The organism is Stutzerimonas sp. Brlt_14 (assembly GCF_051948915.1).
In the GTDB taxonomy this organism is placed as follows: domain Bacteria; phylum Pseudomonadota; class Gammaproteobacteria; order Pseudomonadales; family Pseudomonadaceae; genus Stutzerimonas; species Stutzerimonas stutzeri.
In genome coordinates this window covers 30,683-56,048 of record NZ_JAYJLM010000004.1, presented here as the reverse complement: position 1 = coordinate 56,048, position 25,366 = coordinate 30,683, and the positions used below count along the sequence as shown (strand labels likewise).

The window sequence follows — 25,366 nt, the reverse complement described above, 5'->3', positions numbered from 1 at the left end:
CTCGCGCCACAGGTGTCGGCAGTCGCCAACCGCGATCAGTAGCCTTTCACGCTGTAGTCGATCTCGAAGTCGATACCGCTGACGCGCGACACATCGGTCTCCAGCCGCCCATCGGCGTACAGGCGCAACCAGCGATACCCCGGTGCCGCGCTATCGACCTGGAAGTCTTCGCTCCGCGGCGTGAACTGCACGCCCGTCGACGGCGTGGCCAACAGCCGAACCCCTTTGCGCGACTGATCGAACGCCTGATGGATGTGGCCCCAGAGCAGCGCACGCACGTTGTCGTGGCGGTCCAGCACCTCGAACAGCGCCTCGGGGTTGCGCAGACCGATGCGATCCATCCAGCGGCTGCCGATGGACACCGGATGGTGGTGCAGACAGACCAGATGGTGATGATCCGGCGCCTCGCTCAGCGCCCGCTCAAGCAAGTCGAGCTGGTCGCCGCGCAGCATGCCGAATACCGAACCGGCAACCAGGGTATCGAGCATCACCACACGCCAGCCGCCGATTTCCAGCACCGGCTCCATCAGCGCACTACCACGGGCAGCCTCACGCATGGCACCGAGTTCGTCATGATTGCCGGGGCACCAGCGCGCGGGGGCCTCGATACGCTCCGTCAGCTGACGGAAACGCTGATAGGACGCCACCGAGCCGTCCTGCGAAAGGTCACCGGTGGCCAGGATCAGGTCGATGCGCGGCTGCTCGGCAAAGGCCAGCTCGACGACGCGCGCCAGGCTATCGCCGGTGCTCAGGCCCAGCAGCTTGCCGTCCGCTTCGGCAAACAGATGGCTGTCGGTGAGCTGCACCAGCAGAACCGAATCTTCAACAGCAGTCACGGGCGCACCAGGCAAGGCCCTTCTCCTTGAGCTAAATCGCAACGGAATTATGGTAGGAGCCCGACGGGGGGTAAACCTTGGGAAGTGGGCATGGGTCACAGAACCACATCGCGCACCTGAAGCAGGTCACGCAAGCCCAGCCCAGAAAAGCGCAGAGGGAACGGCGTTAGAGCACCGGTTCGAGTTCGTGGCCACAGGCCAGGCAGTGCCCCAGCCACTCGCCGAGAAAGAGATTGAGCTGGTTCTTCTCATCAGGCTGGTGCATCTGCGCGTTGGGGTAGTGATAGATGCCGCGGAAGCGCCGGGCGTTCTCGGCACGAACCACTTCGGCCATGCGTGCATCGTGATAGACGCGCACTTCCATCTTCGGCACCGGCAACCAGGTCAGACAGTGCTCCTGACTCACCCGCACGGTGGTGGTGTAAGGGCAGCTCTCCAGCACCTCGAGTACCAGTACGCCGAGCAGCAGGTCACCCTGGCTGATGGCGATGCGCCGCGCTTCGCAGCCGCTGCGCATGCCCGGCAACAGACGCATCAGACGCATCAGACGCAGATAGTTGGCTTCGCAGGCCGCCTGCAGTTCGAGCAGATCGACTCGGTATCGCTCGCGCGTCTTCCTCATGCCCACTCCCCCCGCACCTGCTCGCGATTCAAGGCCAGCCACTGCAGTGCAATGATGCTGGCCGCGTTGTCGATTCGACCGTCGGAAATGGCGCGCAGTGCCTCTTGCAACGACCAGACATGCACACGGATGTCCTCGCCCTCTTCGGCTAGCCCGAACACACCGTCGGCCCCTTCGCTGTCGCAGCGACCTATATAGAGGTGTACGCGCTCGTCGCTGCCGCCCGGCGATGGAAAATAACGCGTGATCGGCCACAACTCGCCCAGCTCCAGCCCGGCCTCTTCCACCGCCTCGCGACGGGCGACTTGATCCGGCGCCTCGTCCTTGTCGATCAGCCCGGCGACCAGTTCGATCAGCCAGGGATTGTCGACCTTGCCCAGCGCCCCGACACGAAACTGCTCGATCAGTACCACTCGGTCACGCAGCGGATCGTAGGGCAGCACGCATACGGCGTCATGCCGCACGAACAGTTCGCGGCTCAGCTCGGCGCCCATGGCACCACTGAACTGACGGTGGCGCAGGTGGACGCGCTCCAGCCGATAGAAACCGCTGAAGCATTGCTCTCGACGGAGGATCTGGACATCATCCGGACCGGGTTTGAAGGTCTCGCTCATGGGTACCACTCATATCGGTTTGATTCGCGCCTTGCCGGCGGCGAATGACTGCAACCGTCACGTCGTGAGCGGCTTTGTGGTCATCCTAACGCGGCATTGTCTCTGGCGCAGCCCTTTGCAGACCACCGTAATCGAAGAACGCTCCACTGCCGCCAGCGCACGAACTTCGCGCAACGCCGGCGATCGAAAGCGCACTGTCATGCCTGGACCAACCATGTATTCAACCGCACCCTTTCGCAATCGCATCCTGCTGGGCAGCCTTCTCCTACTGCTCGGCGGCTGCCAGCACCTGGTCGCCGAACGCCCCGTCGAAGTCCGTCAAATCGTCACCGAGCATCGTCCGCAAGGCTGCGAGGACGACAGCTGCCCGCTGGTGAACATCGACACCCTGACCTTTGCCGACGAACCGGAACTCGATCGACTGATCGACGCACGGCTGCGGCGGATGACCATCAACGGCCCGGATGACCGCCTGCCCGCGTCGCTACAGGATTACCAGCAGCGCTTTCTGAGCACCGCCGAGCCGGGCTGGAGCAGCTACCTGCAAGCCAAGCTGCGCGAGCAGCACGGCGACATCCTGGTGGTCGAGTTTTCCAGCTACCTGTATGTCGGCGGCGCCCATGGCATGCCCGGGCGTGGCTTCATCAACTACGATCGCGAGCTGAACCGCGAGCTGCGCCTGGAGGACCTGTTGGTTCCGGGGCAGGAAGGTAACTTCTGGCGCGTCGCACGCCAGGCGCACCAGCGTTGGCTGGTGGAGAACGAACACGATCAGGACGCCGAGTTCGTCGACTTCTGGCCCTTCCAGCAGACGCCGAATATTGCGCTGCTGAAAGACAGCGTGTTGCTCAAGTACGACGTCTACAGCATCGCGCCCTACTCCAGCGGCCACCCGGAGCTGTTCATTCCCCACGAACAGCTCAAGGGCATTCTGAAGCCGGAATATCTCTGAGGAGACGAAGCGGGCCGGCATCTGCCGGCCCGCTTTGGCTCAGGCGGTCGATCACACCTCGCCGGTCACACCTGCTTGTAGATCACCGAACCCTCGTCCTTGAAGCGGGAGGACTGCTCGGCGAAACCCGCCTCGATGGCCTTTTGCTCGTCGGTCAGGCCGTGCTCGGCAGCATACTCGCGCACTTCCTGGGTAATCTTCATCGAGCAGAACTTCGGCCCGCACATAGAGCAGAAGTGCGCCACCTTCGCCGACTCCTTCGGCAGCGTCTCGTCATGGAAGGCACGCGCGGTGTCCGGGTCGAGGCCGAGGTTGAACTGATCCTCCCAGCGGAACTCGAAGCGCGCCTTGGACAGCGCGTTGTCGCGGATCTGCGCGCCCGGATGACCCTTGGCAAGATCAGCAGCGTGCGCGGCGATCTTGTAGGTGATGATGCCGGTCTTCACGTCATCCTTGTTCGGCAGACCGAGGTGCTCCTTCGGCGTGACGTAGCAGAGCATCGCGCAGCCGAACCAGCCGATCATCGCCGCACCGATGCCGCTGGTGATGTGGTCGTAGCCCGGCGCGATGTCGGTAGTCAGCGGGCCGAGGGTGTAGAACGGCGCCTCGTCGCAGCATTCCAGCTGCTTGTCCATGTTCTCCTTGATCATCTGCATCGGCACGTGGCCGGGGCCCTCGATCATGCACTGCACGTCATGTTTCCAGGCGATCTTGGTCAGCTCACCGAGGGTTTCTAGCTCGCCGAACTGGGCGGCGTCGTTGGCGTCGGCGATCGACCCCGGGCGTAGGCCATCACCCAGCGAGAAGCTGACGTCGTAGGCCTTCATGATTTCGCAGATTTCCTCGAAGTGGGTGTAGAGGAAGTTCTCCTTGTGATGCGCCAGGCACCACTTGGCCATGATCGAGCCGCCGCGCGAGACGATGCCGGTAACCCGCTTGGCGGTCAGCGGCACGTAGCGCAGCAGCACGCCGGCGTGGATGGTGAAGTAGTCGACGCCCTGCTCGGCCTGTTCGATCAGCGTGTCGCGGAACAGCTCCCAGGTCAGGTCTTCGGCCACGCCGTTGACCTTTTCCAGCGCCTGGTAGATCGGCACGGTGCCGATCGGTACCGGCGAGTTGCGGATGATCCACTCGCGTGTCTCGTGGATGTGCTTGCCGGTGGACAGGTCCATCACGGTGTCCGAACCCCAGCGGATGCCCCAGGTCAGCTTGGCCACTTCTTCCTCGATGGAGGAGCCCAGCGCCGAGTTACCGATGTTGCCGTTGATCTTCACCAGGAAGTTGCGGCCGATGATCATCGGCTCCAGCTCGGTGTGGTTGATATTCGCCGGGATGATGGCGCGGCCGCGCGCGACTTCCGAGCGGACGAATTCGGGGGTGATTTCCTTGGGAATGGCCGCGCCGAAGCTCTGCCCGGCATGCTGCTCGACCAGCAGGCCGGCTTCACGCGCCTCGGCGAGCTTCATGTTCTCGCGGATGGCGACGTACTCCATCTCCGGCGTGATGATGCCCTTCTTTGCATAGTGCATCTGGCTGACGTTGTGCCCGGCCTTGGCCCGGCGCGGGTTACGCACATGAGCGAAGCGCATGGCGGAAAGTTCGGCATCGTTGAGGCGACGCTGGCCGAATTCGGAGGTCAGCCCCGGCAGCTTCTCGGTGTCGCCGCGGTCCTCGATCCAGGCACTGCGCACGTCGGCCAGGCCCTTGCGCACGTCGATGGTGACGTTCGGGTCGGTGTAGGGGCCGGAGGTGTCGTAGACGGTGACCGGCGCGTTGATCTCGCCGCCGAAGTCGGTGGGTGTCACGTCCAGGCTGATCTCGCGCATCGGTACGCGGATGTCCGGGCGCGAACCCTGGACATAGATTTTCTGCGAACGCGGGAAGGGTTGAATGGACTGCTGGTCGACCTGGGCGGATTCACTCAGGTTCTTGTTGCTTTGCACGCTCATCGGCTTCTCCTGGGATGTGTCGGAGCGAACCTGAGCAACACGGCGGATCAAGGGCGTCGGGCACCGCAACTGCGGTGGAGAGACTCGTCACGTTCGAGACGAGGACATCTTGTTCCCTACGCAGGCCTTAACCTGATCAGGTTCAACGGGATCCGGAACTTTCCGATCTCAGCCTTCGCTTCAAGGCACCCCGACAAGAACGCCGTCGAGTCTAATCAAGACCTTGGGCGAACACCATGGCAATGGCGAAACTAGTCGACCGTTCGGTCATTTGCCCGGACCGCCATCGCTGCCTCACACCACGGCGCACGCGCGCCTTGACCCCCTGACAGCTGCCGCTTAGCCTTGCCCATCAGCTCTATTCAGGATGGACCCAACATGCTGCGCAGACTCCCCCTGGCTCTCGCCGTGGCCACCCTCACTGCCGGAGGGGCCTGGGCGCAAGAGACCGTCCCCCTCGCCAGCAAGACCGATCTGGTCAGCGTCTACCAGCAAGCCGTCAACAACAACGCCGACCTGGCGGCGGCCCGGGCGCAGTTCCGCGCACGCCAGGAAGTGGTGCCACAGGCACGCGCCGGCCTGCTGCCCAACCTCAGCGCCGGCGCCGAGCTGAGCGACACCGAAACGGACGTCGACACCAGCATGGGCTCCACGTCGCTATCACGCAGTGGCACCGCCTATCAGGCGACGCTGAGCCAGCCGATCTTCCGTGCCGACCGCTGGTTCCAGCTCAAGGCCGCGGAAGCCGTGAGCGAGCAGGCCGCAATCGAATACTCCATCGCCGAGCAGGACCTGATCCTGCAGAGCGCCCAGGCCTACTTCGCCGTGTTGCGCGCGCAGGACAACCTGGCGGCGGTGAAGGCCGAGGAAGCCGCGTTCAAGCGCCAGCTCGACCAGGCCAACGAACGCTTCGAGGTGGGCCTTTCCGACAAGACCGATGTGCTCGAAGCCCAGGCCGGCTTCGACACCGCGCGCGCCAATCGCTCCATCGCCCAACGCCAGGTCGAGGACGCCTTCCAGGCGTTGTTCACCCTGACCAACCGCGAGTACGTGGCGCTGGAAGGCATCCGCCATACCCTGCCGGTGCTGGCGCCGGTGCCAAACGAGGCTAAGGCGTGGGTGGATACGGCGACGCGGCAGAACCTCAACCTGCTGGCGGTCAATTACGCCGTGACCGCCGCCGAGGAAACCCTGCGCCAGCGCCGCTCCGGCCATGCGCCAACACTCGACGCCGTGGCCTCGTACCGCAAGGGCGACAACGACGCGCTCGGCTTCAGCAACACCCAGAGCATCCCGGGCTTCGACATGCCGCGCTATACCGGCGACGTCGAGCAGCGCAGCATCGGCCTGCAGCTGAACATCCCGCTCTACAGCGGCGGGCTGACCACCTCGCAGAGCCGCGAGGCCTATTACCAGCTCAGCCAGAGCGAGCAGCAGCGCGAAAGCCTGCGCCGCCAGGTGGTGGAGGCCACACGCAACCTGCACCGCGCGGTGAACACCGATATCGAACAGGTCCAGGCCCGCCGGCAGTCGATCATCTCCAACCAGAGTGCGCTGGAAGCCACGGAGATCGGCTATCAGGTCGGCACCCGCAACATCGTCGATGTGCTCGACACCCAGCGGCGCCTGTATGCCGCGGTACGCGACTACAACAACGCCCGCTACGACTACATTCTCGACAACCTGCGCCTGAAGCAGGCGGCCGGCACGCTGAACCCGGACGACCTGCAGCAGCTGGCGGCCTACCTGAAACCCGATTACAACCCGGACACCGACTTCCTGCCGCCGGATCTGCCGCAGACCATCGGTCAGCCGGTGCGGGTGGATTATTGAGCCAGGGGGCTCGCTTGAACCGCGGTTGGGTGGGCTAAAGCCCACCAGGCGCTCGCCCCCCAGACGGCGCAATGACGCCGACAGTTGATCCGGCTTCCTCGCGGTCCAGACACACCGACTAGCCGAGCAGCCTCGCCAGTCCTGTCAGCAGACGCTGCAAGGCGCCCTGATTGGCCTTGAGCACGCCCAGCCCGGCGTCACGCATCCGTTGCGCGGCAGCCGAATCGCGCCAGAGCTCACCGACAGCATCAGCCAGCTGATCGGCATCCTGCACTTCGCGCAGGGCGCCGGCATCGCGCAGCTGCGCGGAGATTTCGAGAAAGTTGAACAGATGCGGGCCACTGAGGACCGGCTTACCCAACGCCGCAGGCTCCAGCAGGTTGTGTCCGCCATTGGGCACCAGGCTGCCACCGACGAAGGCCACGTCGGCCAGGGCATAGAGAAACAGCAGCTCGCCCATGGTGTCGCCGACCAGCACCTGCGTGCCGGCGCCAACCGTCTCGCCCGTCGAGCGGCGCACCGCGGCAAAGCCTTCCTTGCACGCCAGTTCAAACACCGAGATGAAGCGTTCCGGATGCCGTGGTACCAGGAGCAGCAGGGCCTGCGGAAACCGCTCCAGCAAGCGTCGGTGCGCGGCCAGGATGATTTCGTCCTCGCCGGCATGGGTGCTGGCGGCGATCCACAGCGGCCGATCCTGCGCCGCCCATTGATCGCGCAAATCGGTCGCCCGCGCCAGCAGTGCCGGGTCGATGGCCAGGTCGAACTTGATCGAGCCAGTCACTTTGACGCATTCGTGGCGTGCGCCGAGCTGGCGAAAACGCTCGGCTTCAGTCTCTGTCTGCACAGCAATCAGGCTCAGCTCGGCCAGCATTGGCGCGGTCAGCCGGGCGAAACGCGCGTAGCCGCGGGCCGAACGTTCGGACAGCCGCGCGTTGGCCAGCGCCACGGGTATGCCGCGCCGGGCGCACTGATGGATATGGTTGGGCCAGAGCTCGGTCTCCATCACCACCGCCAGCTTCGGCTGCAGGCAATTCAGAAAACGCGCCGCGGTCCAGGGCAGGTCATAGGGCAGGTAGCAATGCTGAACGCTGTCTCCGAACAGCGCCTGGATGCGCTCGGAGCCGGTCGGGGTCATGCAGGTGACGGTGATCGGCAGGTGCGGGTAGCGTGCCATCAGCTCGCGGACCATCGGCGCCGCGGCGATGCTTTCGCCCACCGAGACCGCATGCACCCAGATGCCACCCGGACGCAGCGGCGGCAAACCGAAGGCGAAACGCTCGCCGATACGACGGGAGTAGGCCGGGGCGCGCCAGGCGCGCCACAGCAGGCGCAGGAACACCAGCGGCAGGCCGAGGTGAAACAACAGGGTATAGAGGGTGCGATTCATGGGCGCGGAGCTTAGCAAGCTGCCTGCTCGCGAGCCATAACCGCCCTGCCGGCGAACTTGTTGGCGAGGTCGGAACCGAACGAAGTTGCCCGCCCATAATCAGGATCTCGCCATGTCCGGCTATGTTTACCTGGCCATCGCCATCTGCGCCGAGGTGGTCGCCACCACCTCGATGAAGGCACTGGCCGGCTTCAATCGTCCGCTGCCACTGCTGCTGGTGGTGACGGGCTACAGCCTGTCGTTCTGGATGCTCGCGCTGGTGGTACGGACCATCCCGGTAGGCATCGCCTATGCCATCTGGGCCGGGCTCGGCATCGTGCTGGTCAGCGTCGCCGCGGCGGTGCTCTATCGTCAGTACCTGGACCTGCCGGCGGTACTGGGCATGGGGCTGATCATCGCCGGTGTTGTGGTCATCCAGTTGTTCTCCCGCAGTGCAGGCCACTAAGCTGCCGGCGGACTGCAGTTATACTGCGCGACCGTTTACCCAATGAGGTCTGCACATGCCCGAATCCCTCAGCACCGACGTCCTGATCGTTGGCGGCGGCGTCGCCGGTCTTTGGCTGAACGCGCGCCTGCGCCGACTGGGTTTTGCCACCCTGCTGGTCGACAAGGGAGCACTGGGCAGCGGGCAGAGCGTGAAGTCCCAGGGCATCATCCATGGCGGCACCAAGTACGCGCTGAGCGGTGCGCTCACCGGTGCCTCCGAGGCGATTGCGGACATGCCGCGGCGCTGGCGCGAAGCGCTCGAAGGCAAGGGCGAGCTGGATCTCAGCGGCGTGCGTCTGTTGTCCGACGCACACTACCTGTGGTCGCCAGGCACCCTGGCCGGTAACCTCACCAGCTTCTTCGCCAGCAAGGCGGTGCGCTCGCGGGTCGGCCAGGTCAAGGGCGATGAGCTGCCGCCTGCGCTGCAGCATCCACGGTTCAAGGGCAAGGTCTATCGGCTCAGCGAGCTGGTGCTGGACGTGCCCAGCCTGATCGGCCGGCTGGCCGAACTGGCTGGCGACAGCCTGCTGGCCTGCGAGCGGATCGAACCGCTGCTCGACGACAACGAGCTGGTCGGGTTGCGCGTCGATGGTCGCGAGATCCGCGCCCAGCGCATCGTGTTCAGCGCCGGTGGCGGGACTGCCGAGCTGCTCGCGTCGCTCGGCCTGCAACAACCGGCCATGCAGCGCCGTCCGCTGCACATGGTCATCGTCAAGGCGCCCACGCTCAAACCACTCTATGCCCATTGCCTGGGCGGCGGCACCAAACCGCGGATCACGGTCACCAGCCATCCGACAGCGGATGGCGAGTGGCTCTGGTATCTCGGCGGCGACCTGGCCGAAGCCGATGGCGTGGCGCGCGACGAAGCCACTCAGATCGCCGCCGCGAAAAAAGAACTGGCCGAACTGGTGCCCTGGATCGACCTGTCCTCCGCGCAATGGGCCACGCTGCGTATCGACCGCGCCGAGCCTGCACAATCGGCACTCGCCCGTCCGGACAACGCCTTCCTTGCCGAGCAGGGCCGACTTCTGGTCGGTTGGCCGACCAAGCTGGCGCTGTCCCCCGACTTCTCCGACCGCGTCGAAGCCGCCCTCGCCCGTGACGGCATCCGTCCAGGCCAGCATCCGGCGCTGCCCGAACTGCCACGTCCGCCGCTGACCGGGCCGTTCTGGGAAGGGCTGCTGCCATGAACGCGACGCTGCATGACCTGCACCGCCCGCTGGGCAGCACCGGCCTAAGCATTTCGCCACTGGGGTTGGGCACGGTGAAGCTGGGTCGCGATCAAGGGGTGAAATATCCCAATGGTTTTTCCATCCCAGACGACGCCCAGGCCCGCCAGCTGCTGACCCTCGCCCGCGAACTGGGTATCAACCTGATCGACACCGCGCCGGCCTACGGCGTCAGCGAGGAACGGCTCGGCCCGTTGCTGGCCGGCCAGCGCGAGGATTGGGTGATCGTCAGCAAGGTTGGCGAGGAGTTCGAGAACGGCCATTCGCGCTTCGACTTTTCTGCCGCCCACACGCGCTTCTCGGTGGAGCGCAGCCTCAAGCGTCTGCGTACCGACCGCATCGAGCTGGTGCTGGTGCATTCGGACGGCAACGACCTCGATATCCTGCAGCACACCGAGGTCTACCAGACCCTGGCCGAGCTCAAGCGCGAGGGCAAGATCCTTGCCTACGGCCTGTCCGGCAAGACGGTCGATGGTGGGCTGCTTGCGCTGCAGCAGGGCGACTGCGCGATGGTGACCTACAACCTCAACGAGCAGGCCGAACGGCCAGTCCTCGACTACGCTGCTGCACACGGCAAGGGCATCCTGATCAAGAAAGCCCTGGCCAGCGGTCATGCCTGCCTCAAGCCAGGCGACGACCCGGTCCGCCGCAGTTTCGAGCTGCTGTTCGGTCACCCAGGTGTCAGCGGCGCGATCATCGGCACTATCAATCCGCAGCATTTGACGGCTAACGTACGGACTGCTGCTGCTGTTCTGACCGGCAACTGAAACGGTCCTGGCGGCAACGTTCATCCGCTACGCGGAAGCGCATTACGCTGATGCCGCGCGGTTACTTTCTTCGCCGCAAGGAGAAACCGAATGCCAAGAGTTCTGGTGCGCAAGAGCCCTGCCGCATTCAAGACCCTGCCTCTCTACGTCGAGGCCAGCCAGGACAACCTGAGCTACCAGAGTCTGGGCCGGCCGTTGAACTTCAGCGAAGTGATCGAGCGCCGCCGCCCGGTTGAGGTCTCCGATCCGGGCCGTTTTGCCATCGAACTGGCCAATCTCGGCGTTTCGGTGCGTCTGACCATGAGCTGGCAGGGCCGCGAATACTGGGTACTGGTCCGTCAGCAGCGGCCGGACCGTGGTGACGTTGTGCTCAAACTGATCTCCGGCTACATCCCGGCCCATGAGCTGAACCTGCCGTTGCTCACCGCCATCCAGGAAATTGCCGAAGAATGCCTGCTGGAAACTCCTGAAGGCTGGCTCGCCGGTCGTTTCGGCGATACCTGGCTGCCCACTCCGTACCAGGCCAGCCTGCACTACCGCGAGGCGGTGCACTTCAAGCTCGCCTCGCAATCCGGCGCCACGCGCCCGGTACAGTGCGGCAACATGGTGCTGATGGAGCGTCCTCGCGCCTATGTACACCTGCCGACCGCATCGCTGCAGCTGGTCTATGACATGCGCATGGAACTACCGAAAGAGGCGCGTCAGCTGAGCCTGTTCCACGTAGACGAGCGCCTGGAAGATGGACAACTGGTTGCGCGCCTGGAGCGCAGCCGGCCCGACATCTACCTGATACCGCTGCAGCAGGGCCAGCCGCAGGATCAGCTGCTGCAGTTGCGCAATGGCCAATTCAGCCCGGTGAACACTCGCGGCCTGTGGCTATCGGAAAGCTTTGCGCCGCAGGAAGGCTGGGTAGTGCGCGACGAGCGCGTTCGCTGGAGGGACTGGTGGGCCGCCAAGCCGGTCGCCGTGGCGCGCTGAACCGCTTGGCCCCCCCGCCAGCGAACGGACGGGGCCATGCTCGCGAAACCCGGACCTGCAGAGCTATCGCGGGCATGGCGCCTCCTACAAACAGACTCCATACGCTGGAAATAAGCACTAAAATACCTATTTAATCACTCAGCAGCGCAAAAAAGGTAATTTATTGCCTTTTAGCGAGATGAAGGCTACTTTTAAGGCAGTAAAATGCCGGTAGCAGACATGTATCCGCTCACCCTACAGATTCATACAGACCACGTATGGCACGACGCCATGCAACTGACCTTCGAGCAATCCGCGTTGGGGCTGGAGGGCACCTGCTCGTATGGATACAAGCAGGCATATCTGGTTGATGCCTTGGACGTCATGGGTAGCACATTGAGCAATGCGGTCAGCGCCACGCTACCCCTGGGCTGGGATCTCTGGCGCCTCCCCCATGCCCCCTCCTTTCTCTTCGACATCCTGCCCGCCGGAGCGGCTCGTCGTTCCCTGCTCAAGCGTCTGGGGGGCGAGCGACCCGGGGATCTGGATCTTGATCTTTTCCTACTGAGCCGCTGCACTCCCGCACCTGTCGGCAATCTGCGCATCAAGGAGGCGGCGGATGCCATCGCCAATAGTCCGATGCTGGGCTTCTCGCGGGAGGAAGTCATCAGCCGCGACTCGCGTTTCCTGGAATACGCCTACGAACAGGGAGCAGCCATCGGTGGCGCCACTGGCGCGGGCGGCGAAGCGCCCAAGCTGCTACTGACCGAAGACCGACAGGGAGCGCTGCACCCCGATGCGGCTCTTCCTGACGCGGAAGCCGCTCGGCATTGGGTCGTAAAATTCGCACGCAACCAAGCCAGCAAGACTGACCAGGAAATCCTGCGCAGCGAATTCTGCTTCTACCGAGGCCTTCAGAAACTGGGGCTGGATACCGTCGATGCTGATGGGCTGTCTCTGGAAGAGGGGCGCAAGCCCAGCCTGTGGATGAAGCGTTTCGATCGCGACGTCACCGTCGATGGGGTCGTCCGGACTGCTGTCGAGTCCATGTATTCACTGGCGGGCGTGACCGAGGCCGGTAGCTATATGTCGCACACCAATGTACTGCAACATCTCGTCGAGCTATGGCAAAGCGTGGGTCAAGGTCAGCAGGTCGGCGATCTGGTATTCGAATACCTGCGACGCGATCTGCTGAACCTGATCCTGGGCAACTCGGACAACCACGGTCGTAATACATCAATTCTACGCATGGACAAAGGTGTGAAGCTGGCCCCTATCTATGACCTTGCCCCCATGGTCATGGATGATGAAGGCGTAACACGCACAACCAAGTGGCCGCAGCCCATCGAGCTGGCTGGCGAGGTGAACTGGCGCAAAGCCTGTGAAGAGGTAGGTATATGGGCCGATGCCGAAGAGGTGTTCGAGCGGCTCAGAACCGCCGCACGTGACTTCATGGCCTTGCCCGACCTGCTGACCGACGAAGGCCTGCCTCCGGCGACCATGAATCATCCACGTATCGCGCTACGCAGCCTTCCTCAACGGCTCGCCAGATGGGAACTTACCTGAATGGATATCACGGAGCGCGACCGCATCCTGTCGGAGATACGGACTCAACTGGCGTCCGGCGATATCACCATCGGACAAGCCGTCCGCAGGCTCCGCAAGGAAATCACCGGCCTGCAGCAGGCCAGGTTCGCCCAGATGTGCAAACTCTCCCTGCGCGCTCTGCGTCAGCTGGAGCACGATGAAGCCAATCCGACCGTGCACACTCTGAACAGCGTATTCGGGCCCTTTGGCATGCAGGTCGGCATCGTGCCGAAACCGCAGCGCTGATACCTACATGCGAAGCATCAGGCACACCTGAACCCGTGGGAGGCGCGCCCTCGCGGCGATTGCAGGCCGCAGGCCGCAGGCCTGCCAGAAGCTTGAAGCTTGAAGCTTGAAGCTTGAAGCTTGAAGCTTGAAGAGCATCGCCCCGACGTCGGGCATCCACAGGGATGTGGTGAATGCCGCAAGCCCGTCGGGAACGGGCGGCCTCCCACAAAAGCAGCTCGATCGGCGGGTTATAACCCGCCCTACGCCTTGCGGATCTTCTCGACGATGGCCGTGGTCGAGCTGTTCTCCACCAGCCCCAGCACCTTCACCACGCCGCCATAGGCCTTGACCAGGTCGGCGCCGACCACCTGATCGACACCGTAGTCGCCGCCCTTGACCAGTACGTCGGGGCGAACCTGAGCCAGCAGGTTTTCCGGCGTGTCCTCGGCGAAGCACACCACCCAATCCACCGCCTCCAGGCCGGCCAGCACCGCCATGCGACGATCCACCGAATTGATCGGTCGGCCCGGCCCCTTGAGGCGGCTGACCGAGCCATCGTCATTTACTGCCACGACAAGGCGGTCGCCCTGCGCGCGAGCCTGCTCCAGATACGTCACGTGTCCGGCATGCAGGATGTCGAAGCAACCGTTGGTGAAGACGATCTTCTCGCCCTGTGCGCGAGCGTCCTCGACGACGGTCAGCAATTGCTCGACGGTCATCACGCCGCGTTCGGAGCCCTCCTCGCGCTGCACCGCACGGCGCAGTTCCGGCGCGCTGATGGCAGCGGTGCCGAGCTTGCCGACCACGATGCCGGCGGCCAGATTGGCCAGCGCCACCGCCTGCGGCAGCTCCTCGCCGGCAGCCAGGGAGGCCGCGAGCGTGGAAATCACCGTGTCGCCGGCACCGGTCACGTCGAAGACTTCGCGCGCGCGCGCCGGCAGGTGCAGCGGCGCATGCTCGGGCCGCAGCAGGGTCATGCCGTGCTCGCCACGGGTCACCAGCAAGGCGCCCAGTTCCAGCTGGCGCATCAGCTCGGCCCCCTTGGCCACCAGTTCGGCCTCGTCGGCGCAGTGGCCAACGATCGCCTCGAATTCGCCGAGATTCGGCGTGATCAGCGACGCGCCCCGATAGATCTCGAAATCCTTGCCCTTGGGATCGGCCAGCACGGGAATGCCATGGCGGCGGGCGGCCTGGATCAGCGCCTGGTGATTCTTCAGCGCACCCTTGCCATAGTCCGACAGCACCAGCACCTTGACCCCGGCCAGCAGGCTTTCCACGTCCGTTAGCAGCGCGGCCGGATCGGTATCGAACGGCTCCTCGAAATCCATGCGCAGCAACTGCTGATGACGGCTCATCACTCGCAACTTGACGATGGTCGGCTGGTGTTCGAGGCACTGAAAATGCGCCCGTACACCCGCCGCGGCAAGACTATCGACCAGGCTCTGGCGCGCCTCGTCCTCGCCGGTCACCCCGACCAACGCAGCCGGAGCACCCAGCGCGGCGATATTCAGCGCCACGTTGGCCGCGCCACCCGGACGATCCTCGATCTGCTCGACCTTGACCACCGGCACCGGCGCCTCCGGTGAAATCCGCGACGTACCGCCATGCCAGTAACGATCGAGCATGACATCGCCCACCACCAGAACGGGGGCTTGGTCGAAACGGGGCATGGTCAGCTTCATGGGGGCTCCGGAGAGGAAGAGAAACGGCAGCGATCATAACATGCGAGAGCCGAGCGCCAGGCAGCAGGGACACGCGGCCAACTACGGCTACAGCTTGCGCACCCAGAACAGCTCGTGCCGACGCACGGCCTTGCGGAAGAACTCATCGTTGCCCGTGGTAGGCCAGCGGCGGCCAATCAGAATGCGCTGGATATGCCGGCGGATGCGCTTCTTCAAAGGCAAGGGAACCTGCAGATCATGCTGCATGGCCAGCGCCATGGCTTTGTCCAGGCAGGTTTCCGGCGAAAGCTGCGGGCTCCAGAGAGCATGCGACGGCAACGTACCGAACACAGGCGGGAGTGCCACGCCATGATCGGCCGGCCCCATGGGCCAGCGATCGTTGTCATACAGATGGTTAGCGTAGAGGAGCTGGACGGCCGGTTTCCAATTGGAGCACCCGATGGCTTCATCGACGGCGATCGTCGCATGCACATGGTCCGCGTGGGGATCGAGCTCGGGATGGGGGACCAGTAATACCTCCGGGCGGTAGTGTTCCAGCAGGCAGACCAGATCGGCAATCAGGTTCTTCCAGCTGGAAGCACCGTCGCGATCGCCCGGCAAGGGGCGCTCATTGAGCCGGCGTACATTGCGGATATCCCGCTCCCCCGACTCCAGCGAGCCGAAAGCCTGATCCGGGCTGGCCCGCATTTGCGCCAGGCGCAGGCAGTAGTAACCGAGCTGCAGGCAGTCGTGTCCATGCACGCCACCCCACAAGGGTACGGCCAGGCTGTTCCAGGCGCGCAGGCGACCTTTCAAACGGGCGGCACCCTCCTTATCGAGCCCCAATCTGCGGTAGTACCTGGCCTCGATCTCTCCTTGGGTGAGCGTCACGATGGAAACTTCACGGCAGCGACTGTAGAAACCGAACGCCGCGAGCTCCGCATCGTCGGCATGGGGGGCGATGATCATCGCTCGACGCTGTGCATAGTCCGGATTGCTGAAGCAATAGAGTTCTGCCTCTGGCGCCATACGCAGGAAACGTCCCCGCAGCCGGATCGTCCCGGCGTTCAGTGCAGCTTCGCAGCCAGAAAGGTTCAGGTAACGCCAGCCACTGCAGCGCCGTTCGAAATCCTGCCGGTCAGCCAGACCCGGCCGGTCTATGTGGATGCGCGGATCGAACAAACAACCAAGCCAGGTGCTGCGCACCCTCACCTTCAGGATCAGGGTTTCACTGCCGGCAGGCAGAGCAGTCCCGGTCGCTGACCTCGGCACGCCCGCCACGATTTCGATCGGCAGGCTGGGAGTCCCCGGCGGGAAGGCGTACTCATAGGATTCCGTGGGTGAATAGAACAAGTGATCGGCGAACCAGGCCTCGTGGATCAGCCAGAATGCCAGCGCCAGCAAGGGCGCCACCCACCAGGGGCCGATATTGACGACGCTGTTGTCCAAGAACGCCGCCATGACAAGGACAGCAAGAGAAAGCACTAGACGCTTGTTACGACGGTGACGCTTCAACAACTCTTGCTTGCGATTGGACATAGGAGCCTGATCATGACTGGTATACCGGCACACGATGGCACCAGCGGTCCTTGTATTCGCAATCGGCTCGGCCGAAGGAATAACGCAGGGGTTTGCCCAGGCTCCGCGCATCCGCCCAGGCGGCCTGGGTATTGATGAAGCTGAGAACGCTGCCGGGGCTGAAATGATGGGTGCGGGGGTCGACACCACCATTGATGTACTCGTAGCTGATCCAGCCTAACGACTCGACCCTGTACAGCACCTGAACGGCCACGGGAAAACCGTCCAGCATCAGCAACGAGCCACGCAGGAAATCCTGCAACAGGCTGAATACCTCGATCAGGTGGGACTTGCCTGGCACCTCGAAGCCCCAGCGGCGCTCGAACAGGTCGGTATAGATGGCGGCCAGCTCGACGGGGGTGAACTCCGCCAGCGGACGCACCTCGCCGCCCGCCTCTTCGAACAGACGCTGCTCGCGACGCAGGTTGTAGCGGAATTTCTTCGAATAATCCTCAGGCTGGCGCGCCAGCGCCAGGCCCTCGGGCTGCTTGCGCAGAATGGCGATGCGCTCGGCATTGAGCTCGGAAACATAGCGCAGACGCTGGCGTACCGGCACGCGGGCCTCCTCGGCCAGCGGCAGGATGATCTCGGCATTGCCCAGGTCGAACAATCCGCGCTTGCCACGCTTCTTCAGCACTTCCTTGGACAGGGCCAGATGCCGCCCCCAGCACGGCACCGCTGCAACCAGCCCGCCATTTTGCTCCCACCCCAGGTATCGCACCGGAATTTGCGCCAGCCCGGCCAGCCGCTCGATCACATCAGGATGGGTCGCCACGCTGCCGCCGAAACGTTGCCACACCTGCCGATAGGTGGTCGCATCGATAACCTGCCAACCGCGTTCGCGCCAGGCACGCCATGGATGCAATGTCATTCGCGCCCCCTGAAACGAGGTAAGGGTCGTGCGAAACTTTGACGATATCCCTCGATAAAGGCCGCCCAGCGTTCACTCTTCCAGCCGGAGCGGCGAGCGATCTGACTCAGATCATGACGTGCAGCCTGGAACCGGCTCAGGCGGATACGGCTCTTTTCCAGATCTATCAGCGCAACCTGGAAGGCTCCCTCACTGACGTTGACGAAAACGTGCTTCAGATAAAGGCAGCCATGCTGGCGGCATGCTGCGTTCAAGAGCCCGATCACCCGGCCAACTTCGCGAATAATCTGCAGATGCAGCACCTCCCCCCAACACTGTTCGGCCTTTCGCCGATAGCAATCCTCCAGACTCTCAAAGCCTTCAAGCCCCTCCGTGAGCAAGACCGCCTGCCAGACGCCCTCCCACTTACGGCAGCCGGCAAAGACCAGAGCAGGCACCGGCACCCCCAGCCGTCGACAGTGCATCAGCGCATCCTGCTCACGCATCACGGTGGGATAGCCCAAGGGTCTACTCAGACTACGGTAGACATGGCCGGTCTGCTGTTTGCGATAGAGTAGCTGGCCATCGTGGCCGTATATGCGTTGAACACCGCTGAGCCCACCCCGCCGCTCATTCGGCGGCTCGACCCATTCGCCCGGAACGGCAAGCCAGCGTTCGAGTTCTTTCTCCCGGCTCATGACGGTACTCTCCATTTCGTGAGCTCAGGGCTCATCCTTGAACTGCGTTTCGTGCAATTTGGCGTAGGCACCATTGGCTGCGAGCAATTCGGCGTGCGTACCGCGTTCGACGATGCGCCCCTGCTCCATGACCAGGATGAGATCAGCCTTCTCGATGGTGCTCAGACGATGAGCGATGACCAGCGTGGTGCGCCCCGTCATCACATGATCCAGCGCGCCCTGGATATGCCGTTCGGACTCGGTATCCAGCGCCGAAGTCGCCTCATCCAGAATCAGCACCGGCGCATCCTTCAACAGCGCGCGGGCGATCGCCAGACGCTGACGCTGGCCGCCGGAAAGCAGCACACCATTCTCACCGACCTGGGTCTGGTAACCCTGTGGCATTTGCTCGATGAACTCATCGGCATAGGCTGCCTGGGCTGCCCGGCGGATATCCTCGATCGGCGCGCCTGCGAGATCGCCATAGGCAATATTGTTGGCGACCGTATCGTTGAACAACGTGACCTGCTGAGTAACCAGGGCAATATGCCGGCGCAGATTACGCAGCCTGTAGTCTTCGATCTCCGCGCCATCCAGCAATATCTGCCCCCGATCATGGTGGTAGAAACGCGGAATGAGGTTGGCCAGGGTCGACTTGCCCGAGCCCGAGCGCCCGACCAACGCGACCATTTGGCCTGGCTCGGCGGTGAAGCTGATATCGTGCAGCACCTGCTTGTCGGTACCGGGGTAAACGAAACTCAAGCCATTGATTTCCAGGCGCCCGGCAACGCGCTCACGCTCAAGCGTCCCGCTGTCGATCTCGGGCGTCTCATCCAGTTGTTCGAAGATGCTCTCGGCCCCAGAAACGCCTTTCTGGATCGTGGAACTCACCTCCGAAAGCTGCCTGATCGGCTTGGGTAGCAGCCCCGCCAATGTGATGTACGCCACCAGATCGCCGGCTGACGCATCACCACGCATGAACAGCACCAGGAACATCAGCACGGCCATGGCGCTGTAGATCACCAGTTGCAGCGTCGGCGTATAGACCGCGTTGGTCTTGACCATACGCAGCTGCTTACCGGTATTGTCCAGGCTGGCGTCGAGAAAGCGAGCCTGCTCGTAAGCCTCGCCGCCGAAGCTGCGCACCACCCGATAACCCTGAATGGTCTCGGAGGCGACATGAGTGACATCGCCCATCGCGACCTGGATCTTCTTGCTCTGCTTGCGGAACTTCTTGCTGGCGCTGGTCACCATCACCCCGATGACCGGCAGGATTGCCACCATCACCATGGTCAGCTTCCAATTCATCCAAAGCAACGTGGCGAACAGGAAGATCACTGTCATCCCTTCGCGCACCACCACCTTGATCGCATCGGTGGCCGCCCCCGTCACCATCGTCACGTTGTAGGTGATGCGCGAAATCAGGTGGCCGGAGTTGTGGCTGTCGAAGTAGCGATTGGGCAGTGTCAGCATGTTGTTGAACAGCGCGACACGCAGGTCATGCACCAAACCTAGTGAGACCCTGGCCAGAAAATAGTTGCCGAGAAACGAGCCGATGCCCTGCATCAGGGCGATGAGCACGATCAGCAGCGGCACCGCCTGCAGCAGCTTCAGCTCCGCCAACCAGGCCTGGTCTTGAAGATAAGGAACCTGCGCGAAAAAACTGGCGTCCGGGTTGTTCAGCCCATCGACGAAAAACTTGAGGATGTAACCGAGCATCGGTTGAGTAGAGGCGAAGATCAGGAAGCCAAGCAGGCTGATGGCGAACAGGCCCCAGTAGGGAATGACGTAACGCAGCAACCGTAAATACACTTTCACACTGGATTGCTGGGTAGAATTGGCCATGCGGCGGCCCCATGAAATGGCTAGAGGAACAAGATGCGGATTGTAACAGCGCGGGAATTGGAAAGCTGGCTGGCCAGCGGCAAGGTGCTGGAGAAAGATGCCCGGGGGCCAAAGGTAGTCGCACTGGAGAATGGGCTGTTTTTGAAGATTTTTCATACCCGGCGGCAACCTTGGTTAGCACGTTTGCGTCCCGCAGCTACACGTTTCGCCTGCAATGCCGAGCGTCTACGCTTAGCCGGCGTACCAGTCCCCGAGGTACTGGAGCAGCTCTGGTTGAATCGCCAAACAGGACTCAGTGCCTGCCTCTATCGGCCGCTTCCCGGGCAATCCATCGAACAGCTGTATCTTCAAGCCCCACAACATGCAGAACAGCTACTGCCCTCGCTTGCCAGTTTTATTTATCAACTTCATCGTAGCGGCATCTATTTTCGCTCCCTCCACTTGGGCAATATCTTGCTGTTACCCGATGGCGGCCACGGCTTGATCGATATCCTGGATTTGCAATGTAAACGCCGGCCACTCAGCCCCTGGCTGGTGCAGCGCAACTTCCGGCATCTGAAACATTATCTGAGCCGGCGCAAGTTGACGGATTTCCCCATCGACAGCCTGATCGCGCACTATCAACTCTGCGCCGGGCGCCGAGTACGGCGTGACTGAAGATATTCCTGTACCGCGCTGCGCTGACCATCCAGCACAGCCATAAACACAGGCAGCCAGAAATAAATCCATAACGGTTGCGGCGAAGTCAACACGCCATTACTGGTTGTCAGCAAACTGCCCCAGCCAAGCAGTGCCAGCAATAGCCAACGCGAGCGGGCACGCCATGCGTAATTTAGCCACAGCAATGCAAACAGGCTGAACAACACGCCACCTAATAGCCCATTGCGGTAGAGCATGGCGAAGTAGCCACTATGTGGATGTTCGAACCGACCCAAGAATCGATACTCATCGGCACCACAGCCGAGCCAGATGCCACATTGATTGACCAGGCGCGACCCAGCATCCTGCCAAATGTCCAAGCGATAACTGAAGCCACGACGCAGCAGCAGCTCATCACCGCCCAGACCATACAACAGCCCCCCCAGCAACAGCAGCACCGCCAGCCCTAGTAAAAACATGCGCCGATACAGCAAATAACCCAAAAAGAACAAGACGAAGCCTGCCACTGTCGAGCGGGATTGAAATATCGTGGCGCACAACAGAATGGCACCACCCAGCAACAACAACCCTGCCGCCAGGGTCAGCGGTGAGCGCCGTTCAAGCCCATCCGCCACCCGAAAAAGCCAGAGAAAAATCAGTGCATTGCTGATCAGCAATGAGAAATGCACCGGGTTAATAGGCTCGCCAAGAAAGCGGCCATAGCGCACCAATTTTCCGGTCTGTAACCAGATCCATAGCCAGTCGAGGGCAATGAACACGAGAATGCCCAAACTGATCCAGGCGCATAGATCGTACACCGCCTTCACATCCCAACGACGGTCCTGCAACAGCAGGCAGCTGGCGCAAAAAAGCAGCAGGTACAGCGCTTTCTTCAGCCCGGCCGCATCCCCCGCATCCAACGCAACTAATGCCACCAGCAGAATCACCAGCCAGCCAAAAGGGCGAACCAGCACGGTCAAGGCGGCCGGCCGCAATAGCAACCACCCAAGGCAAGGTAAGGCCAAGCCTGCATAGAAGATATTATTGATTGTCTTGGAAGACAGCGGCAGATAGAACGCCAGGCAGAACAATCCAAACAGTACGGCGAACAACCAAGGACCGTAGCGCAGCCACTCCTTGCCAAACCACGTCATTGGAAAACCTCAAAAACAAGGAAAAGAACGCAACAGGCCAGCCTGCAAGTCAGATAATCCCGGACGCTCATACTCGCCAATCAACTCAGCCACATCCTCTCGTACAAGACGCTCAAGTGCAGAGGAGCACAAAGGCTCGGGCTCGTTCAGCGAGAAGGCCGAGTAGTAGTCAACGAATTTGAAATCAGAAATCAGCCCGCTCGACAGACGCAGACGCCGATTGGGCACCTCAAATGCATCCGCCACGATCAGTCCGTGCATGCTTGAAGAGAGCACGAAATCACAAGCCTGTATCGAACGTAGCACTTCCTCCACCGGCCAGAAAACATCAATTAGCAACACTCCAGGCTGCTTCGATGCAGCAATTATGGCGGGATGCTGGCGATCGACATAATGCGGAATGATGCCTACCTTGTGCGTCTTGGCCGGCTTGGCCTTGCCGCCCCACCAGTGACTGGCCAGCAACCCCGGATCGCCCAGGGCTGGGCTGCCACGCAAACCAACTACCTGCTCGCAGCTTTTGACACCCCGTAGCGCATGATAATGGTGTCGCGCGGAGAAACTCAGCCCTGGCGCATCCGTGCCCGCCCCCCAGATATGCAAGCGATGCGGTAAGAAAAAGCGCTTGGCCTTACGTTCTCTCGGCAGGATTGAGCCGATAGCCATCATTTCTGCCCGATTTATCGGAGCATAAACCACCGGCTTGCCCGCCAGCATTTCAACCAGCAGCGGAGACAGATAATCACCAAAATTTTGCTGGTTAGGATCGCTACGCCCCTTGCCACGACACCAATAAAGTTTAATTGTCATTCTAGATTCTCAATCCATATCGAATGCGCACCCAGGCTCGCTGCCAGAAGGTCAATCCTGGCCAAGGCCGCATGGGCTCGACAATTTCTCGTGCCAGATCTCGTCCGACCCGAGCGAAGGTATAGCGCTGGCGGGCAAACGCCTGTCCCGCTCTGGCGATGCGCTCCACAAGAGCGGAGTCCTCCTTGAGGCGTTCAAGCTTCGCTATTCCCTCCTCGACAGAGCGATAGAGCATGACATTTTCGCCATCCTTAAAGCCCATAGCGGCATCCTCTTCCTCACCCTGACTCCAGGCAAGCAACGCACAACCGCAAGCCATGGCCTCGAAATTCTTAACCATATACTCGCCCATACCGACATCGGCACTGACGAAGATACGGATACGATTGAGCAACTCCACATACCGCTGGCCTGAGTCGGTACGCGTTATCAACAGTTCGCTCCTTGCGGCGATAGACTCCAGCATCTTCCTGCGCCCCTCATAGGAGTGGCCATTCACGCTACCGAGGAAAGCCGCCGCAATATCGCGCTCAGCGCCTTTGTCCAGCACCAATTGCTCGTCGTAGCCTTTAGAAACGAAACGTGCATCCACACCTTCGCTTCGCAGGCGTCTAGCAACCCCCGCACCAGAGCTAAGGACCCTTGCCCAAGGCAACTTTCGATAAAAGAGAGAATAAAGGCGATAGTATTTGCTTCCTGGCATGTAGTTCTGGCAGGCGTCATGTTCCAGAAATACTAGTCCAGGAACGCACCGCAGCACATCTACCTGACGTCGCAGGCGCTTCAAGCGGGAGAAAACCACTACACGGTCATAGGTCGAACTGTTGTGCTGGCGAAGCACCCATCCTATTTTCTTTTGCTGCGACTTACTCAAGCGTATGAGGTCGCAATCACCAAGAGCCAGGCGAATTGAGTCATACAGGTGATCGAGATTGATGCGCTGTTCATCCATCACAAGCATCAAAACTTTCACAAACTTTCCATCTCCAGAAAACCTAATGCGCAAAACGCTCTTGTACCAAGTTACATAATAACGTACGAGCCTCGAGAAACATCGCTCAACCTCTATACTTCAGATATCACTGACACTTCATATTGCTCATAAATCTAGATACATAAACCATCACTTCAATAAATCCAGCCTGACCGGCGTATTGGCCTTGACATCCTGCTGTAAAATTTTACCCAACAACTGGTCAAGCAGCTTGGGAGGCACGCCGTAGCCGGGACGAACACTCCTTACAGCATCGTGCTCGAGCCTATCGCCGGCATGCAAGTTCTTCACAAAATACAATGACCGTCGAAATTTCAAGTTTCCCTGTTCGCTCGACTTACGCCCATAATCCACCTTACCTAGCGCAGCCCACGCAGTCTTGCTGTCACGGCACAGCGCAGCGAGTTCTGCTGGCTCCAGCGAAAAGCTGTCATCGGGACCGCCGCCGTTGCGGTCGAGAGTGAAGTGTTTCTCGATGACAGAAGCGCCAAGCGCCACGCTGGCGAGAGCGGTAGTATTGTCCAACGTATGGTCTGATAGACCGGTGACCAGGCCAAAACGTTGCATCATGTCGGGGATGGTACGCAGGTTGTAGTCTTCGGCCGGCGCTGGATAGCCACTGACGCAGTGGAGAATAGCCAACTCCTTGCAGCCGCCGTCGCGGGCCGCCTCTACAGCTTCCTGGATTTCCTCGGCGTCAGCCATGCCGGTGGAGATGATCATCGGCTTGCCGGTACCAGCCACATAGCGGATCAGCGGCAGGTCGACAGCTTCGAAGGAAGCGATCTTGTAGGCCGGAGCGTCGAGATCTTCCAGTAGGTCAACGGCAGTATTGTCGAAGGGCGAACTGAAGATGGTGATGCCCAACTGGCGAGCACGGTCGAACAGCGGCTCATGCCACTCCCATGGCATGTAGGCTTCTTGATAAAGCTGATAGAGGGTCTTTCCATCCCACAGACCACCGTGAATCTGGAACTCCTCGGAGTCGCAGTTCAGGGTGATGGTATCGGCAGTATAGGTCTGAAGTTTGATCGCATCGGCACCAGCCTTCTTCGCCGCCTCAAGGATCTTCAATGCAGTTTCCAGCCTGCCATTATGATTAGCTGAAAGTTCGGCGATAATGTAGGGCGGTGCATCGTTTGCAATACGGCGACCGGCAATGTTGATACTGGGAATGCTCGTCATGGTCTTTTCTCTTAGAGATTCGCCTGCCATTCGCTGACAATCAGGCCAAAACACATTACGTCGTGGTAGTTAAGCCCATCGAAATGCTGCTGGCGCAGGATGCCTTCCTGCTGAAAACCCAGGCTCTGATGGAGACGGATGGAACGTTCGTTGTAGATCAGCGCCTGGCCACAAAGTTTGTGCACTGCAGCCTCCGTGAAGGCATAGCGCAGTGTGGCTATCCCCAGTTGACGCCCGGTACCCTTAGGCGCATCAGGGGCGGCATAGAAACCCCAGTCGGCTATTCCTCCGGGGGCAATCTGGTGGATATTAATGAAACCGAGCGGTATGGCATTACTTTCGAACATCAGTAGATGACGCTTGGGATCCTGCGAGGCTTTTTCGAACCAGCGAACGTGCTCTTCCAGCGAAATCATATGCTGGGTATACATGTAGCGGCGAATTTCCAGATTATTACGCCAGACCAGTACTCTTTCGAGATCGGCAGCGGTCATTGGACGCACCCACTGTTGAGGAGATAGGGCCA

The 25,366-nt window shown here is 61.5% G+C and carries 24 protein-coding genes and 1 riboswitch; of the genes, 9 read left to right on the top strand and 15 right to left on the bottom strand.

Going from position 1 to position 25,366, the window contains the following annotated elements; all coding sequences use genetic code 11:
- Window positions 1-35: 35 nt before the first annotated feature.
- From cpdA to VF716_RS10650, 3 genes are all read right to left on the bottom strand, one after another.
- Window positions 36-851, bottom strand: coding sequence for a 3',5'-cyclic-AMP phosphodiesterase (gene cpdA / locus VF716_RS10660; protein ID WP_013984197.1), 816 nt, complete (start codon window positions 849-851; stop codon window positions 36-38).
- 151 nt (window positions 852-1,002) lie between these two features.
- Entirely contained in the window at window positions 1,003-1,458 is a 456-nt protein-coding gene (locus VF716_RS10655) for a DUF1249 domain-containing protein (RefSeq protein WP_049325417.1), read from the bottom strand.
- Window positions 1,455-2,072, bottom strand: coding sequence for an NUDIX domain-containing protein (locus VF716_RS10650; RefSeq protein WP_014597852.1), 618 nt, complete (start codon window positions 2,070-2,072; stop codon window positions 1,455-1,457). The genes VF716_RS10655 and VF716_RS10650 overlap by 4 nt, the downstream gene beginning before the upstream one ends.
- A 214-nt stretch (window positions 2,073-2,286) precedes the next feature.
- On the opposite strand from VF716_RS10650, the gene VF716_RS10645 reads away from it, so the two are divergent.
- Window positions 2,287-3,024, top strand: coding sequence for an RsiV family protein (locus VF716_RS10645; RefSeq protein WP_095460189.1), 738 nt, complete (start codon window positions 2,287-2,289; stop codon window positions 3,022-3,024).
- Between the two features lie 65 nt (window positions 3,025-3,089).
- On the opposite strand, the gene thiC is transcribed toward VF716_RS10645, so the two are convergent.
- Window positions 3,090-4,973, bottom strand: a complete 1,884-nt coding sequence (gene thiC, locus VF716_RS10640; RefSeq protein ID WP_440552693.1) for a phosphomethylpyrimidine synthase ThiC — start codon at window positions 4,971-4,973, stop codon at window positions 3,090-3,092.
- Between the two features lie 96 nt (window positions 4,974-5,069).
- Window positions 5,070-5,176, bottom strand: a riboswitch (TPP riboswitch).
- A gap of 175 nt (window positions 5,177-5,351) precedes the next feature.
- On the opposite strand from thiC, the gene VF716_RS10635 reads away from it, so the two are divergent.
- On the top strand, window positions 5,352-6,806 hold the full coding sequence (locus VF716_RS10635) for a TolC family outer membrane protein (RefSeq protein ID WP_045633175.1): 1,455 nt from the start codon (window positions 5,352-5,354) through the stop codon (window positions 6,804-6,806).
- A gap of 118 nt (window positions 6,807-6,924) precedes the next feature.
- Here VF716_RS10635 and waaA read toward each other — a convergent pair whose 3' ends face one another.
- Window positions 6,925-8,193, bottom strand: a complete 1,269-nt coding sequence (waaA, locus tag VF716_RS10630) for a lipid IV(A) 3-deoxy-D-manno-octulosonic acid transferase (RefSeq protein ID WP_125865939.1) — start codon at window positions 8,191-8,193, stop codon at window positions 6,925-6,927.
- A 112-nt stretch (window positions 8,194-8,305) separates the two neighbouring features.
- Here waaA and VF716_RS10625 point away from each other — a divergent pair, with 112 nt between their 5' ends.
- The 6 genes from VF716_RS10625 to VF716_RS10600 all read left to right on the top strand — a co-directional run bounded on the left by VF716_RS10625 (window position 8,306) and on the right by VF716_RS10600 (window position 13,465).
- Entirely contained in the window at window positions 8,306-8,638 is a 333-nt protein-coding gene (locus tag VF716_RS10625; protein ID WP_017246573.1) for a DMT family transporter, read from the top strand.
- Between the two features lie 55 nt (window positions 8,639-8,693).
- Entirely contained in the window at window positions 8,694-9,869 is a 1,176-nt protein-coding gene (locus VF716_RS10620; RefSeq protein WP_125865940.1) for an NAD(P)/FAD-dependent oxidoreductase, read from the top strand.
- Window positions 9,866-10,675 carry an aldo/keto reductase gene (locus VF716_RS10615; RefSeq protein WP_440552692.1) on the top strand — a complete coding sequence of 270 codons (810 nt, stop codon included), beginning with the start codon at window positions 9,866-9,868 and terminating at the stop codon, window positions 10,673-10,675. Before VF716_RS10620 ends, VF716_RS10615 begins: the two co-directional genes overlap by 4 nt.
- Window positions 10,676-10,765: 90 nt before the next feature.
- Window positions 10,766-11,653, top strand: a complete 888-nt coding sequence (locus tag VF716_RS10610) for a metal ABC transporter ATPase (protein WP_125842685.1) — start codon at window positions 10,766-10,768, stop codon at window positions 11,651-11,653.
- Between the two features lie 219 nt (window positions 11,654-11,872).
- Window positions 11,873-13,198, top strand: coding sequence for a type II toxin-antitoxin system HipA family toxin (locus VF716_RS10605; protein WP_125842683.1), 1,326 nt, complete (start codon window positions 11,873-11,875; stop codon window positions 13,196-13,198).
- The gene (locus VF716_RS10600) at window positions 13,199-13,465 is read left to right on the top strand and encodes a helix-turn-helix domain-containing protein (RefSeq protein WP_125842681.1); all 267 of its coding nucleotides are present in this window, start codon (window positions 13,199-13,201) and stop codon (window positions 13,463-13,465) included. It abuts the gene before it with no gap.
- Between the two features lie 242 nt (window positions 13,466-13,707).
- On the opposite strand, the gene hldE is transcribed toward VF716_RS10600, so the two are convergent.
- The 5 genes from hldE to msbA form a co-directional block, all read right to left on the bottom strand.
- Window positions 13,708-15,129, bottom strand: coding sequence for a bifunctional D-glycero-beta-D-manno-heptose-7-phosphate kinase/D-glycero-beta-D-manno-heptose 1-phosphate adenylyltransferase HldE (gene hldE, locus VF716_RS10595; RefSeq protein ID WP_440552691.1), 1,422 nt, complete (start codon window positions 15,127-15,129; stop codon window positions 13,708-13,710).
- 87 nt (window positions 15,130-15,216) lie between these two features.
- Complete coding sequence (locus VF716_RS10590) at window positions 15,217-16,647, bottom strand: PIG-L deacetylase family protein (protein WP_037004333.1); 1,431 nt, start codon at window positions 16,645-16,647, stop codon at window positions 15,217-15,219.
- A 10-nt stretch (window positions 16,648-16,657) separates the two neighbouring features.
- Complete coding sequence (locus tag VF716_RS10585) at window positions 16,658-17,557, bottom strand: GNAT family N-acetyltransferase (protein ID WP_125849601.1); 900 nt, start codon at window positions 17,555-17,557, stop codon at window positions 16,658-16,660.
- Window positions 17,554-18,234: a lipopolysaccharide kinase InaA family protein gene (locus VF716_RS10580; protein WP_125849599.1), complete on the bottom strand. Its 681-nt coding sequence runs from the start codon at window positions 18,232-18,234 to the stop codon at window positions 17,554-17,556. The genes VF716_RS10585 and VF716_RS10580 overlap by 4 nt, the downstream gene beginning before the upstream one ends.
- A gap of 24 nt (window positions 18,235-18,258) precedes the next feature.
- A complete protein-coding gene (msbA, locus tag VF716_RS10575) occupies window positions 18,259-20,058 on the bottom strand; it encodes a lipid A export permease/ATP-binding protein MsbA (RefSeq protein ID WP_102895580.1) in 1,800 nt (599 codons plus the stop codon).
- Between the two features lie 33 nt (window positions 20,059-20,091).
- On the opposite strand from msbA, the gene VF716_RS10570 reads away from it, so the two are divergent.
- Entirely contained in the window at window positions 20,092-20,715 is a 624-nt protein-coding gene (locus VF716_RS10570) for a lipopolysaccharide kinase InaA family protein (RefSeq protein WP_020305800.1), read from the top strand.
- Here the strand turns inward: VF716_RS10570 and VF716_RS10565 are convergent.
- The 5 genes from VF716_RS10565 to pseH all read right to left on the bottom strand — a co-directional run bounded on the left by VF716_RS10565 (window position 20,679) and on the right by pseH (window position 25,334).
- Complete coding sequence (locus tag VF716_RS10565; RefSeq protein ID WP_020305799.1) at window positions 20,679-21,851, bottom strand: hypothetical protein; 1,173 nt, start codon at window positions 21,849-21,851, stop codon at window positions 20,679-20,681. The two genes, VF716_RS10570 and VF716_RS10565, sit on opposite strands and share 37 nt — an antisense overlap.
- Window positions 21,852-21,860: 9 nt before the next feature.
- Window positions 21,861-22,661, bottom strand: a complete 801-nt coding sequence (locus VF716_RS10560) for a polysaccharide pyruvyl transferase family protein (protein ID WP_020305797.1) — start codon at window positions 22,659-22,661, stop codon at window positions 21,861-21,863.
- A 1-nt stretch (window position 22,662) separates the two neighbouring features.
- A complete protein-coding gene (locus tag VF716_RS10555; protein ID WP_037004330.1) occupies window positions 22,663-23,634 on the bottom strand; it encodes a glycosyltransferase family protein in 972 nt (323 codons plus the stop codon).
- A gap of 150 nt (window positions 23,635-23,784) precedes the next feature.
- Window positions 23,785-24,840 (bottom strand): pseudaminic acid synthase, encoded by a 1,056-nt coding sequence (gene pseI / locus VF716_RS10550; RefSeq protein ID WP_125849597.1) that lies wholly within the window; start codon window positions 24,838-24,840, stop codon window positions 23,785-23,787.
- Window positions 24,841-24,851: 11 nt separating this feature from the next.
- Window positions 24,852-25,334, bottom strand: coding sequence for a UDP-4-amino-4,6-dideoxy-N-acetyl-beta-L-altrosamine N-acetyltransferase (gene pseH / locus VF716_RS10545; RefSeq protein ID WP_125849595.1), 483 nt, complete (start codon window positions 25,332-25,334; stop codon window positions 24,852-24,854).
- Window positions 25,335-25,366: the final 32 nt, after the last annotated feature.